This is a genomic window from Streptomyces sp. NPDC037013 (assembly GCF_055607265.1).
This window is the reverse complement of sequence record NZ_JBVJRV010000004.1, coordinates 403,228-416,266: the sequence shown is the minus strand read 5'-3', so window position 1 is coordinate 416,266 and position 13,039 is coordinate 403,228. Positions and strand designations below refer to the sequence as shown.

Sequence of the window (13,039 nt, the reverse complement as noted above, 5' to 3'; positions counted from 1 at the left end):
GTCGTGCTCACGCCGGTCTGCCCGCCGCGAGGAGTGCGCCGGCGTCCTTGCTCGCGCGCACCAGGGCTCCCCACGCCTCGGTGAGCAGGGCGAAGTCCTCGATGTCGCGGCGCGCCTCGTCCAGCAGGCGTTCGCGGCGGGCGGCGAGGTGGTCGGCGCAGTCGGCGTATCTGCCGCCGAGTCTGCGGTACGCGGTGTCGATGCGGTCGAGCCGCAGGTGGTTCTCGGCCTGGTCGAGCCCGGCGCTCTCGCGGGCGAACTCCGCGATGACCGGGGCGCGGACGTGGCCCAGGTCGTCCAGCAGCTCCTCGCCGGTCGCGGCCATCCGGTCGTAGATGTGGTTGAAGTAGAGCATCGACAGGAAGAACTTCACGAACCGCGTCTGGTACGCGAGGAAGCCGGCGTCGGTCCTGCGTTCCGCGGTGTAATAGTTGACGATGTTGCGGTTGTGCAGGACGCCGGGCAGTGCCGCGTCGTGGACGAGGTGGATGAGGAAGTAGTCGCTGCCGATGGTGTCGGTGGCGGGCGGCAGCGGCACGCGCTCGTGCACGTCGTGGAAGCTGATGTTGCACATGTCGACGCGCATCGGGTCGACGAGGCCCAGCGCGGCGTGGTCGCGCGTGAACGTCTCGGTCCCGGCGCCGCGGAATGACTCGTCGACGAGGGCCCGCTTCTCGTCGGCGGACCAGTGGCCGGGCGCCCAGAGGCTGACCACGTCGTGGTAGACGTCCGGGTCGAGGCGCTGGATCTCGCCGATGTCCACGGAGAGTTCGCCCACGAAGGAGCTGCCCACCATGGCCACCCGCTTGTGGGCGTGGCGCGGGTCGAGGGTGTTCTCGGTGACGTCGGCCGCGGCGTCGGCGGCGGGCCTGCCCAGCGACATGAGTTCGTGGTGGACGGGGAAGACCGGGTCGCCGTCGACGCTCTGGTAGCGGCTGTCGGAGTCCCTGCGGTGGACGGATGCGCAGCCGAGGGCGGCGCCGATGAGGAAGGCGCGGTTGGTGCAGGCGCCGTAGGAGAGGCCGTCCGGGAGCATCAGGTCCAGCATCAGCTCGGGCTTGGTCACGGCGGCGTCGGCGATCACCCGGCGCAGGAAGTCGCGCTGGCGGTCCTCGTCGAGGTGGTGGACGACGACGCCCGGCACCTCGGGCAGCGCGCGTACGGCACGGGTGTGCACGGCGAAGGTGCCGGCGTCGGAGGAGTCCAGGATCAGCAGGTGTGCCTCGACGTCGAAGGTGGCGGCCGCGTAGGCCGCTTCCTCGCCGATCGCCGCGATGGTCTGCGGGCAGGCCCGATTGGTGGGGAGCGTCAGGCAGATTCGGCGCATGCGGCTTCCTCGTTCCAGGACTTGAGGCCGAGCAGCTTGGCGCCGAGGTCGTTGAGGGCGGCGGTGCCGTACCGGAGCGACTCGTGCTTGTGGGCGTCCCCGAGCAGGGTGGCGTTCCAGTCGGGGGTGCTGAGGTCGCGCCAGGAGTCGATGCGGGACCGGCGGAGCTCCTCGTGGGTCTCCAGGGCGGGCATCATCGACAGGTACTGGACCGCCCGGACGCCGTTCTCCGAGGTGTTGGGGGCCACGCCGTGGGCGAGCAGGCCGTTCCAGATCAGCAGGTCGCCGGCGGCCAGTTCCGGTCGGACGACGGGCATCTCGTCCCGGTCGATGGCGGGGCGGATGGGGTCGCGGTCGTCCGGCTGGAGGGCCTTCCACCGGTCGAACCGGCGGAACAGCTCGGGACAGCACTGGAAGCCGCCGTGCTCCTCGCGCGTGTCGTCCAGGGCGATGATCCCCTGCACGCGCTGGGGCAGCACGCCGAGGGTGGTGTCGACGTCCCAGTGGAGGTTGATGTCGAAGCCGCGCTCGGTGGGGGCGATCAGGGAGCGGGAGCGGTTCTTCACGTTGGGCGGATTGAGGTTGAGCCGGTCCAGCGTCACCCAGAGCTCTTCGCAGTCCCACACGTCCACGAACGCGTCGTAGACCCGCTGCGTCTGGCGGCTGTCCCAGATGAGCTGGTGGTGGTATGCCTCGACGAAGCCGTAGACGTGCAGCTCACGGTCGAGGTCGGAGCGGAACTCGCGCTCCTCGTACCAGGTCTCCGGGCGGCCGCGGTCCAGGCCCTGGAACTCCCAGGCGAAGTCGAGCAGGTCCTTCGCGGCCTGGGCGGGTATCGCCTGCTTCACGACGGCGTAGCCGTACGTCTGCCAGTGGGCGAAGTCCTCCTCGGAGAGGACGCGCAGCGGCCGTCTCTTCTCGAGGTCGCGCAGCTGGGTCTGCGCCAGGTACGTGTCGCCGTCCGCGCTGAAGTACGGGACGTCACAGGGGGCGCGATGGAGGTAGCGGTCGCTCGCTGGCATGTGGTGCTCCAAGGTTCGGTTCTTTCGTCCGGCGGCAGGACTCCACGCCGGGCAGGCCGGGCTCCGTCCGGGCCCGCCGGGGCAGCGCGTTCTCACCCGCCCCCTGTCGAACTTGCGTCCCACCAAAATGGACTAGACCAACTCCCCGTGTCAACAATTGAATTGGGTGCCTTGATGGTCAAAAGGACGATATTTACTCCTGGTTCACGCCCCCGCCACATGGGGATTCGGCAAAGATCCCGCAGCTCAACTGCGGTCTACTGAGCGGTAGTTGGTCCAGACCAGAGGAAAACGCGCATCCGCGTGCATTGACGCGGCACGACACCCGGTTCAGGGTGTTGCGCACCTTCGGACCCACCCCTCGCACGCCCGAACGCCCCGCACCGATCCACTCCGAGAAAGGCTCTTCTCATGCGAAGACGCGTCTTTGTCCGTGGTCTGGCCGCAACCGGCACGGGTCTCGCCCTCTCCGTCCCCCTCTCCGGGGTCGCCGCCGCCCGCCCCGGCGCCGCGTCCGGCTCCTGGCAGGAGGTGCCCGCACCCCCGGGCAAACCGGCCGCCCACCTGGTCTCCGTGGCCGCCGCCGGACCCGCACTCGCCTGGGCCGTCGGAGAGGAGGGCCGGTACGGCGGCACCCTCGGCACCCCGGTCTCCCTCAGCTGGAACGGCACCGCGTGGTCCAGGGACGACCTGTCCCACCTGTCGTACACGGGCGCCCTGCGCGCCGTCGCCGCCGCTCCCTCCGGCGCCGCCGCCTGGGCGCTCGGCGCCGACACGGCCGGCCACGACCAGCTCCTCGCCTGGGACGGCACGACGTGGCGGGAGACCGCCTTCCCCGGGCGCGGCGAGGCGGACACACGGCTGACGGACGTCGCGGCCGGGCCCGACGGCCGGTTCTGGGTCTCGGGACGCCACGGTGACCGCGCGGGACTGATGCGCGGCGGCGACGGCAAGCCCTGGCGGTGGTGCAGGCCGCTGCCGGACGCGGACGCGCCGACGCCGGGCGGCGTCCACGTCACGCCGGACGGCGAGGTGTGGGTCTTCGGCGACATCATCGCCCGCTGGGACGGCGCGTGGACGGTGGTGCCGCGCCTGCTCGGCATCCGCGCCTCGGTGACGGGCCTGCTGCCGGTCGCGCACGACGACATCTGGCTGACCGGGTTCGCGTACGGGGTGGGCGGCCCGTTCGGCAAACCGCCGGGCATCGTGCTCCAGCACTGGGACGGCAAGGAGTGGGCCAACCCCAAGGCGCCGTTCGGCGTCGGCCTGCTCAGCGGCATCTCGGGCGATGAACGCGGCCGGCCCGACCTGATCTCCGGCTGGGACTTCTGGGACCAGAAGCGCGCACACTACCTGCGCTGGAACGGCACCGCCTGGGTCAGCGAGCGCGGCCCCGAGGTGCCCACCGCCTGCCTGCCCGAGGCCATCGCCCGCATCCCGGGCACGGACGGCGGCTACTGGTCGGTGGGCACGACCTCCTTCTCGCCGTACCCACCGGCCCAGCTCCACGTGGAGCGGTTCGGCTAACGGCGCGGCACGATCTCGTGGTCGAAGGCGACGGTGCCCGGGTCGATCGCCGTGACACCGCCGTCGACGGTCAGCGTCGCGCCATTGACGAACGAGGCGGCCGGCGACAGCAGCCAGGAGATCGCCTCGGCGACCTCCTCCGGCTGACCCGGACGGCCCGCCGGGATCAGCCGCGTCGCCTCGTCGTACGCCGCCTCCGCGCCGCCGAGGCGGGCCTCCTGCGCGAACCGGTTCATCCGCCGGTCCGCCATCTCGGTCCGCACCCAGCTGGGGCAGACGGTGTTGGCGCGCACACCGGCCCTACCGTAGTCGACGGCGACGGACCGGCACAGCTGCAGGAGCGCCGCCTTCGACGTCGCGTACGCGGCGTTGGCCACGCCGTTGCGCAGGGCGGAGACCGAGGCGACCGCGACCACCGAGCCCCGCGTCTCGACGAGTCGCGGGAGCGCGGCGCGCAGCAGCAGGAACGGGCCGGTGAGGTTGGTGCGCAGGACGGTGTCCCAGTCCTCGTCGGAGAGGTCACCGACCGCTCCGCCGCGCCCCACCCCGGCGTTGAGGACCAGCCCGTCGACGCGGCCGTACGCCTCGACGGCCGCGGCCACGAGGCCGTCGACCGCCTCGGGGTCGGCGGCGTCGGCGGGGTGGGCGAGCGCCCCGGTCTCCTCGGCGAGCAGGCGCAGCGGTTCCGGGCGGCGGCCCGAGACCACCACGTGGTGACCGGCGGCCCGCAACTGGCGGGCGGTGGCGGCACCGATGCCGGTTCCGCCACCCGTGACGATGACGACTCGGTTCTCTGTCATGCCTGTTCAGCCTCCGGACGCGGTCGTGAGCACATGCGGCGATGATACGAAGACCGCCCGCTCACGACCGCGCCCGGCCGCCGATCCCTCGTCAGGACCCGGCGGTCACTCGTCGATCGCCGCGCCGAAGGCGGAGCCGGTGGCCGGTGCCCCCAGCGAGCCCGCGCCGTAGGTCCAGGACCCGGCGCCGGTGACCCCGCCCGAGCCGGCGGAGAGGACCCACACCACGCCGTCCCCGGCGTTCTCGCCGGGCGCGGCCGCGAGAAGGCCGAAGCGGCCGTCGCGGTTGGGGTCGGTGAGCCGCACCTGCGCGCCCCACTTGTCGCCCTTCTCGGGCGCTCCCGGGATGTCCGCGTCGTCCTGGTCCCACGACTTGGCGCCGGTGGCCGTCATCCCGTTCGCCGACCCGTTGAGCACCCACACCGCGCCCGCGTCGGCGACCGTGCCGATGTCCTCGCCAGGGGCGCCGATCGCGACGTCCGCGTAACCGTCGCCGTTGGTGTCCGCGACGGACAGGTCCCCGCCCCAGCCGTCACCGCGCTCGGCAGTGCCGGGCACGCCCGGGGAGTCCTGCGTGAACCACTTGGCCTCGTCCACGAGCCCGTTCGGGGTGCCGTAGCGCACGCCGACCAGGCCGCCGGTCATCGTCTCGCCGCCGTCGTCCGGGGAGGCCGGCTCGCCGGTCACCAGGTCGTCGTAGCCGTCGTTGTCGATGTCGCCGGACGCGGCGACCGGGCCGCCGCGCAGGTCGTTCTTGTACGTGAGGCCGTCCGCGCCGCCCGCGAACTGCACGGACCAGCCGTGGCCCGGCTCGTCCCCCTCGGTGACGCCGGAGGCGATGAGGTCGGCGTAGCCGTTGTTGTCGTAGTCGCCGGTGGTCAGCGACTTGGACACGATCTGGCTCGCGTCGGCCGACCTGTCGAGCCGCTCGGTGGCCTGACGGCGCAGCGGCGCATCGCCGCGGGCCTGCGGCGCGGGGTCGTACACGAACAGCTCCACGTTGTCCCGGTCCAGCACGGCGAGGAGGTCGCCGGGGGTGGCCGAGGTGAAGCGGGCCGCGGCGATGCTGAGGCCGAACTGCTGGCCGGCGGCGGCCTGCTGGCTCTGCAGCCAGCTGCTGGCGGCCCCGGTGAGGCCGGTCTTCGAGCCCCAGAGGACGGTGACGCCTCCGGCGTCCGTCTGGTCCGCGAGGTCCTCGCCGGGGATGCCGATGATCGCGTCGTCGTATCCGTCACCGTCCAGGTCGCCGGTGGCGACGGCCTTGCCGAAGGCGTCACCCGCCTCGGCGGCCCCGGAGACGCCGGAGGTCGACTGGCTGAACCGGGCGACGTCGGTGGTGCCGATGCCTCTGGTCGAGCCGTACTGGACGGTGACGAGTCCCGCCCCCTTGGCGCCGCTCACCGTGGCACCGGGGGCGCCGATCAGCACGTCCTCGTATCCGTCTCCGTTGAAGTCGGAGTTGCGGTCGTTGGCGTGGGTGCCTCCGGGCGTACCGGCGAAGGCGGAGGGGGCGGCGGCGATGCCGGCCCCGGTCAGCAGAAGGAACGAGGCCGCGGTGAGGGCGGCCGAACGGTTCTTGCGCACGAGCGGCTCCTGTAAGGAAGGTGGCCGGGCAGGCGCGGGGGGTGTCCGGAAAGGGCCCGTTCCTTGTCCGGCGTCCTGTTCGACACCGGATGAGGCGCAAGGGTTGTACGGGTCCTGAAACTGCCGTCCGTGGCCGAACACGCCCCTGCCGGGCGCCACTTCAGGCCACTGGCGCTCCCCGGGCCCCAGTGCTCTCCCGTCGGAGAGGGCCGCCTCGGTCACTTTGGTGCGGGCGCAGGACCCGCCGTACGTCATCTGCATGACGGCACGTCATACAACTGCCGACGGGCGCCTCGCACGAGCCGCGGTACCCGAATGGCCCCACTCGTCCTTTGCAGTGCTCTTCCTATGAAGCGCGGATCGGTTCAACGGCGCGGGACCACAATCGTGCGAGCCTCCTCCACGTCTGTGTGAACCAGTGAGGAGCCGATGTGCACGTGACCTTCCCCTCCCTCTTCCACTCCGGGATGAGGTACCTCTGTCTCTTCGGAGTCGTCGCGGGGGGCGGCCTGACCGCCGTGCCGGCCGCCGCGCACTCCTCACCGGGCACGGGCCCCGCCGCGGCCGTCGCCGCCAAACCGCTGCCCGGCGGGCTCGGCCCGTGTGTGCCGGGCAGGTGCCCGGACGGGGACTACCCGCCCATCAACAACGACCGGATCAAGTACCGCGACAACGGCATCAACGTCTACGTCGGCGAGGACTTCCTCGTCCGCGAGCGCGCCGCGGAGGCCGAGGGCCGCGTGGTCGTCCTCGGCGACTTCGACCAGGACAAGGCGTCGGGCGTCAGCGGCGTCTACAACATCGGCGAGGCCGGCGTCGGCTCCCGGGTGGCGCCGCCCGTGGGCGCGGACTGGCTCACCACCGGCGGCAAGGTCACCGTCGCCGACGGCGAGCGGCTGCTGGCCGAGGACGGGGTGGTACGCCACGCCGGCGGCGCCTCGGGAAGGATCGTCGCCACCGTGCGCGAAGACGCCGACGCGGCCGAACCGTACGTCGCGCTGCGGGACCAGCTGACCGAGGCCAGCCGGTGCTACGCCCATCCGGAGGGCGGCACGCGCACCCCCACGGGGACGGCGACGCACGCGGGCGGCGAGACGCTCTTCCGGGGCGACAACACCTCGATGCTCCAGGTCTTCAACGTGGACTTCGACCTGATGGGCCGGGGCGGAGGCCAGGAGGGCATCCGCTTCGAGGGGATCCCGGAGGGTGCCACGGTCCTGGTCAACATCCTCGGCGATAACCGCACGATCAACACCTACAGCGGGACCCTGGACGACAGCAGCTCCCTCAACAAGCTGCGGCCCCGTCTGCTGTGGAACTTCCCCGACGCCACCAAGGTGGAGTTCAAGGGCACCGGGCAGTTCCAGGGCAGCGTCCTGATCGGCAACCAGAAGTCGCGGACGACCGTCAGCCTGCCGGGCATGAACGGCCGCTTCTTCACCACCGGCTCCCTCATCCACACCAGCGCGGCCTCGGGCGGCGGCGGCCAGGAGATCCACAACTACCCCTTCCTCGGTGACCTGCCCGACTGCGTCGAGGCCGAGACCGAGGGCCGCGTCAAGGTCGTCAAGACCGACGAGGAGGACGGCGAGCCCCTGGCGGGCGCCGAGTTCGAGCTGTGGCGCGAGACCAACGGGACGAAGGGGCTCCAGACCCGCGGCGCCGACCCGGACACGCAGGTGGGCGACGCCTGCGTGACGAAGGCGTCGGGCGAATGCGTGCGGACCGTGCCGACCGGCACGTACTACTGGCGTGAGACCAAGGCCCCGGCGGGCTACCGCCTGCCCGAGCCGAACGTCTTCGGGCCGCTTGAGCTGACCGCGGCCAACGCCGACAAGGGTGTGTCGGTGTCGGCGACCAACAAGAAGGAGCCGGTCGTCAAGGACGGCGAGGTCACCGTCGTCAAGAAGGACCAGGAGACCGGGGCCCCGCTGGCGGGCGCCGTCTTCCAGCTGTGGCGCGAGACCAACGGCACCGAGGGACTGCAACGACGCGGTTCGGACCCCGACACCGCGATCGGCTCGCCGTGCACGACGACGGCGTCCGGCGTCTGCCGCAGGAGCGTCCCCGTCGGCACGTACTACTGGGTCGAGACGAAGGCCCCGGACGGCTACGACCTGCCCGACCCGGCGGTCTTCGGTCCGCTCGACCTCACCGCGGCCGCCGTCAAGGACGGGGTCTCCGTGGAGGCGCTCAACCGCAGGCACGACGAGCCCGGCCCCGAGGGCGAGATCAAGGTCGTCAAGAAGGACAAGAAGACGGGCAGGCCGCTGGCCGGCGCGGTCTTCCAGCTGTGGCGCGAGACCAACGGGACGAAGGGCCTGCAGACGTCCGGTGCCCGCAGGGACACCCTCGTCGACCGGGGCTGCGCCACGGACGGCCGGGGCCGGTGCGACTTCCAGGGCCTCGAACTCGGCTCGTACTACCTCAGGGAGACGGCCGTCCCCGACGGCTATGTCCTGCCGAAGCGGAGGGTCAGCGGACCGCACCAGGTCACCGCGGGCAACGCCGTCAAGGGCGTCACGGTGACGCTCACCAACCAGCGCGGCGGGGGCAAGAAGGGGAAGTGATCCCGCTCCCGGTCCCGGCACGGGCGGTGTCAGCCGCCCGTGCCGGGCTTCGTGCCCCAGATGTAGAGCAGGTCCCCCTTCAGCAGCAGGTCGTACAGGCGCCGGGCGTCGCCCATGGCGAGATTGACGCAGCCGCTGGAGCCCGACGAGAAGAGGTCGGACCGGGTGCCGTGCAGGGCCTGTCCGCCGTTGAAGAACTGCGCGTACGGCATCGCGACGTTGTAGAGCGTCGAGAAGTGGTCGCGGTGCTTCCAGTAGATCCGCTGCCAGCCCCTGCGGGTCTCCAGGCCGTCGCGGCCGCTGCGGATGGGCACCGGGTCGAAGACCAGCCGCCGTCCGCTCTGCGACCACAGGATCTGCCGGCCCAGGTCGACGCAGGTGATCCGGTACTGCCGGACGGGACAGGCGCGCCGGGCCGCGGGATCCCGCCGGACCCGGTCCGCGACGACCAGCCGGTAGGTCCGCAGGGTCGCCCGCCCGTCGGCGGGACGGATGCCGAGGCGCCGCTGGAGCCGCCGGATGGCCGCGCAGTCGGCGGCGGACTGGCGGCCGTCGACGGGCAGCTTCAGCTCCCGCTCCAGCTCGCGTTGGTAGGGGGCGGTGCCCGCGCGGCACGCCGGTTCGGCCCGGAGGGCGGGAGCGGGGGCCGCCTGCGCGTTCGTCACGGGAACGACCAGGGACAGAGCGGCGATCGAGGAGAGAAACCAGCGCATCGCACCAGCTTCACCGCTGCTCGCCCGCGCCCTGGGCGACACGACCCGACGATCGCACAATTGCTCCATCCGGGGGTCTGGTCGCCCGTGCCCGCAACCCTGTTGCAACGTGCCGGACGGAAGAGTGACCCCATGGACCGCCATGAGACGAAGGACACCGGGGGCGAGCTCCCCCGGGTGGAGCTCACCCCCGCCGCCGCCCGGCTCATACGCCGGTTGCGCGAGGCGCACGGCCCGCTGATGTTCCATCAGTCCGGCGGCTGCTGCGACGGCAGCGCCCCCATGTGCTATCCGGACGGCGAGTTCCGCACCGGGGACGCCGACGTGCGCCTCGCGACGCTGACGGTCGAGGGGGTGGCCGAGCCCGTCGCGTTCTGGATGTCGAGGAGCCAGTACGAGGTGTGGAGCCACACCCGGCTGATCGTGGACGTCGTACCGGGGCGCGGCAGCGGCTTCTCGCTGGAGGCCCCGGAAGGCGTACGTTTCCTCATCCGCTCCCGGCTGCTCGGCACCCGGTCACCGTGACCTGGTGAACTCCCTTGCCCGCTGGGACAGTTGATTCGCTGTTCGTCCGAGATCGTCGAGATCAGGGGGACCTGTGACACGTCAGGAACAACGCGGTGGACGGTTCAGAACGGCCTGCACCCTCCTCACCACGCTCGGCACACTGGCCGGTGCGGCTCTCCTGGGAGCGGCACCGGCCGGTGGCGTCGGCGCGGACGACGAGGGGGTGCGGAGCAGGATCGCGGCGGGCGTGGAGTACCGCCACTTCGACATCGCCGCCTCGCACGGCACGGCCCGTGCCCACGTCCTCGACGTGGACCTGCGTGACCCGCACACCCGTGTCGGGCTGCTCTATCCGGGCAAGGTCGCCGCGCGGGCGCCCGTCTCCGCGCTCGCGGACGGGGCCGGTGCCGTCGGCGGCATCAACGGCGACTTCTTCAACATCTCCGAGACCCAGCATCCGGGCGTCGAGACGACCGGCGCGCCCGTCGGCCCGGCCGTCGCGGAGGGCCGGGCGCTGAAGGCCGCCGTGCCGAACGGGCAGCGTTTCGGGCCCGCGATGCCGCCCGGGGTGACCACGGAGGCCGTTCTCGGTGTGGGGTACGACCGCAGGGCGCGCCTGGACGACCTCGCCCTGGAGGGTCAGGTCCGCACCCGGGAGTCCCGTCTACCGCTGGGCGGCCTCAACCAGTACGCGCTGCCGGTGGGTTCCGTCGGCGCCTTCACCAGTGACTGGGGCGAGGTCTCGCGGTTGCGCGCGACCTGCGGCACCGACACGAGCCGCGGCGCCCCGTGCAGCACGGACACACATGAGGTGACGGTCCGCGACGGGCGGGTCGTGGCGTCGGCCGACACGCCGGGCCGCGGTGCCATCGCCGCGGGCAGCACGGTCCTGGTCGGCCGGGAGGCGGGCGCGCAGGAGTTGCGGAAGCTGTCCGTGGGCGACCGGGTGCGCGTCGGGCACCGGCTGGTGGCGGCCGGGTCGCGCATCCCGTTCCGCTTCGCGCTCGGCGGTTTCCCCGTGCTGCGGGACGGCGCGCCGGTGGCCGGTCTCGACCCCACCACGTCGGCGGTGCGGACCGCGGCGGGCATCTCCGCCGACGGCCGGCGCCTGCTGCTGCTCTCGCTCGACGGGTCCCCGCAGTTCCGCTCGGGCCTGACGATGACCGAAGTCGCCGATACCCTGCGGGATTTGGGGGCACGCGACGGCTTCAGTCTGGACGGCGGCGGTTCCTCCACGCTGGTCTCCGACACGTCCACGCTGGTCGCGCGGGCGCCGGGCGCCGATGCCGTGACGGTGCGCAACAACCCCAGCGGCGGGGCGGAGCGTCCGGTGCCCAACGGCATCGGCGTGTTCTCCCGGCCGTGACCGGTCACGGGGTGTCGCGCACCGCCACCAGGCCGTTGAACGCGCCCACGTAGGCGGTGCCGTCGGGGCCCAGTGTCACGGGCGCCCAGTTGTTGTCGTAGGCGATGCCCGTACCGGCGAGCCGCTTCCAGCGGGTGTCGCCGGTACGGAAGTCGACGGCGGTGAGGTACCAGGCGTCGATGCCGAGGCGATTGGGTTCCTTGGTGTAGAAGTACAACAGGCCGTTGGCGGTGGAGAGTTTGGGCACGGTGGACGGGGAGCGCACGTCGCTCTCCCAGACGGTGTCGCAGCCGCTGCCGTCCGGGCGCACGTCGATCCGGCTGACGCCGCCGACGACGCTGCGCCCGAAGGTGAGCGACGTGATGTTCTCGTACCCGTAGTTGTTCTCGACGACGAGGCTGTCACCCCAGGTGATGAGCGAGTTGTCGGTCGTGGAGGCGCCGGAGCCGAAGACGGGCACCTTGCAGACGAGCCGCTCGTCGTCGGGGACGTCCGCGCCGCGCCGGTAGACGAGGACATTCATGCGGTCGTCGGCGTTGTCGGTGATCGCCACGTAGTCGCCGTGCTCGCCGAAGAGGTCGGGTGTGGTGCCCGAACCCTGGTTCACCGAGCCGGGCTTGGTGCCGGTGCCGCGGTCGTACGTCTGGCGCCACAGGGCCTTCGGCGTGCCGTCCGCCGTGGCCCGGAAGGTGTAGAGGGCGTGGTCGGAGACGATGGAGACGCCGTCCTCGGCGACGGAGAAGGAGTTCTGGATCTCCTCGCCGTCGAGCCGGATGGAGCGGATGTCGCCGGACTTCGGGTCGACGGTGCCGATGCGGCCCTGCCGGGTCACCCACCAGATGCGACCGTCCCAGTCGGGCATGACGGAGGTGACCGGGTCGCAGGTGCCGCTCGGGTGGAGGTTGGTCCAGCTGACGCAGTCGTGCGGGACGTGTGCCGTCAGATCCCACTCCTTGTCGACGACGAAGCGCATGCCGCCGTCCGCTGTCCGTTCGTGCGCGAGCCGGACGATGTGCTGGCGGGAGTCGGCGAGGACGAGCCGGTCCCGGTCGTCGAGGTAGGAGTAGGCGCCGCCCGAGGTGTCCTTGAAGATCCGGGAGAAGTCGAGCCGGGTGATGGCCTCGATCGTCGAGGGCCGCTGCGGCAGCTTGTACTCGGCGAGCGTGTCCAGGGTCTTCGGGTCGAGCAGCTTGACCAGGAACCCCGTGAAGGTGCCGCAGACGGTGACGATGCGTCCCTCGCGGTCGAAGGTGACGGTCGCGCACTCGCCGCCGAGCGCCGCCATCTTCTCGCTGTCGACGGCGGGCCGCCTGCCGAGGGGCCCGCTCCAGGGGTACGTCCCGCTGCCCGCCGCGTCCGCGTGCATGCCGCTGCGGCCGTTGGCGGCGAGGTACGGGTGCTGGGGCGGCGGGGTGCCGGGCAGCGGCCGGGCGTCGGCGGGCGCCCCCTCGTACTTCTCGACGAGCCGGTGCCCGGGGGCGTTGGGGATCTCGTCGGCGTACGCGGGGCCCGCGAGGGACACGGTCAGGGCCACGACACTGGCGGGAAGGAGGCGGCGCAGTCTGCTCGGCATGCGCAGAAGCTAGAACGGGCCCCGCCAACTGTCCATGACAAGCCGTCAGT

The 13,039-nt window shown here is 72.1% G+C and carries 10 protein-coding genes; 4 read left to right on the top strand and 6 right to left on the bottom strand.

Annotated elements, in window-relative coordinates:
* Nucleotides 1-7: 7 nt before the first annotated feature.
* Both ACZ7DY_RS16440 and ACZ7DY_RS16435 read right to left on the bottom strand, forming a co-directional pair.
* Nucleotides 8-1,327: a DUF6271 family protein gene (locus ACZ7DY_RS16440; RefSeq protein WP_471135485.1), complete on the bottom strand. Its 1,320-nt coding sequence runs from the start codon at nucleotides 1,325-1,327 to the stop codon at nucleotides 8-10.
* The gene (locus ACZ7DY_RS16435; protein WP_471135482.1) at nucleotides 1,309-2,349 is read right to left on the bottom strand and encodes a phytanoyl-CoA dioxygenase family protein; all 1,041 of its coding nucleotides are present in this window, start codon (nucleotides 2,347-2,349) and stop codon (nucleotides 1,309-1,311) included. The genes ACZ7DY_RS16440 and ACZ7DY_RS16435 overlap by 19 nt, the downstream gene beginning before the upstream one ends.
* A 411-nt stretch (nucleotides 2,350-2,760) precedes the next feature.
* Here ACZ7DY_RS16435 and ACZ7DY_RS16430 point away from each other — a divergent pair, with 411 nt between their 5' ends.
* On the top strand, nucleotides 2,761-3,876 hold the full coding sequence (locus tag ACZ7DY_RS16430) for an NHL repeat-containing protein (RefSeq protein ID WP_471135480.1): 1,116 nt from the start codon (nucleotides 2,761-2,763) through the stop codon (nucleotides 3,874-3,876).
* Here ACZ7DY_RS16430 and ACZ7DY_RS16425 read toward each other — a convergent pair.
* A complete protein-coding gene (locus tag ACZ7DY_RS16425; RefSeq protein ID WP_471135477.1) occupies nucleotides 3,873-4,676 on the bottom strand; it encodes an SDR family NAD(P)-dependent oxidoreductase in 804 nt (267 codons plus the stop codon). The two genes, ACZ7DY_RS16430 and ACZ7DY_RS16425, sit on opposite strands and share 4 nt — an antisense overlap.
* Before the next feature lie 105 nt (nucleotides 4,677-4,781).
* Nucleotides 4,782-6,260: an esterase gene (locus ACZ7DY_RS16420; RefSeq protein WP_471135474.1), complete on the bottom strand. Its 1,479-nt coding sequence runs from the start codon at nucleotides 6,258-6,260 to the stop codon at nucleotides 4,782-4,784.
* Between the two features lie 437 nt (nucleotides 6,261-6,697).
* Here ACZ7DY_RS16420 and ACZ7DY_RS16415 point away from each other — a divergent pair, with 437 nt between their 5' ends.
* Entirely contained in the window at nucleotides 6,698-8,830 is a 2,133-nt protein-coding gene (locus tag ACZ7DY_RS16415; RefSeq protein ID WP_471135472.1) for a choice-of-anchor A family protein, read from the top strand.
* A 29-nt stretch (nucleotides 8,831-8,859) separates the two neighbouring features.
* On the opposite strand, the gene ACZ7DY_RS16410 is transcribed toward ACZ7DY_RS16415, so the two are convergent.
* Nucleotides 8,860-9,543, bottom strand: coding sequence for a L,D-transpeptidase (locus ACZ7DY_RS16410; protein ID WP_471135470.1), 684 nt, complete (start codon nucleotides 9,541-9,543; stop codon nucleotides 8,860-8,862).
* A 132-nt stretch (nucleotides 9,544-9,675) separates the two neighbouring features.
* Between ACZ7DY_RS16410 and ACZ7DY_RS16405 the strand changes: the two genes are divergently transcribed.
* Entirely contained in the window at nucleotides 9,676-10,068 is a 393-nt protein-coding gene (locus tag ACZ7DY_RS16405) for a DUF779 domain-containing protein (RefSeq protein ID WP_471135468.1), read from the top strand.
* A gap of 73 nt (nucleotides 10,069-10,141) precedes the next feature.
* Nucleotides 10,142-11,416, top strand: a complete 1,275-nt coding sequence (locus ACZ7DY_RS16400) for a phosphodiester glycosidase family protein (protein WP_471135465.1) — start codon at nucleotides 10,142-10,144, stop codon at nucleotides 11,414-11,416.
* 4 nt (nucleotides 11,417-11,420) lie between these two features.
* Here ACZ7DY_RS16400 and ACZ7DY_RS16395 read toward each other — a convergent pair whose 3' ends face one another.
* Nucleotides 11,421-12,989 carry a hypothetical protein gene (locus ACZ7DY_RS16395; protein ID WP_471135462.1) on the bottom strand — a complete coding sequence of 523 codons (1,569 nt, stop codon included), beginning with the start codon at nucleotides 12,987-12,989 and terminating at the stop codon, nucleotides 11,421-11,423.
* Nucleotides 12,990-13,039 lie beyond the last annotated feature (50 nt).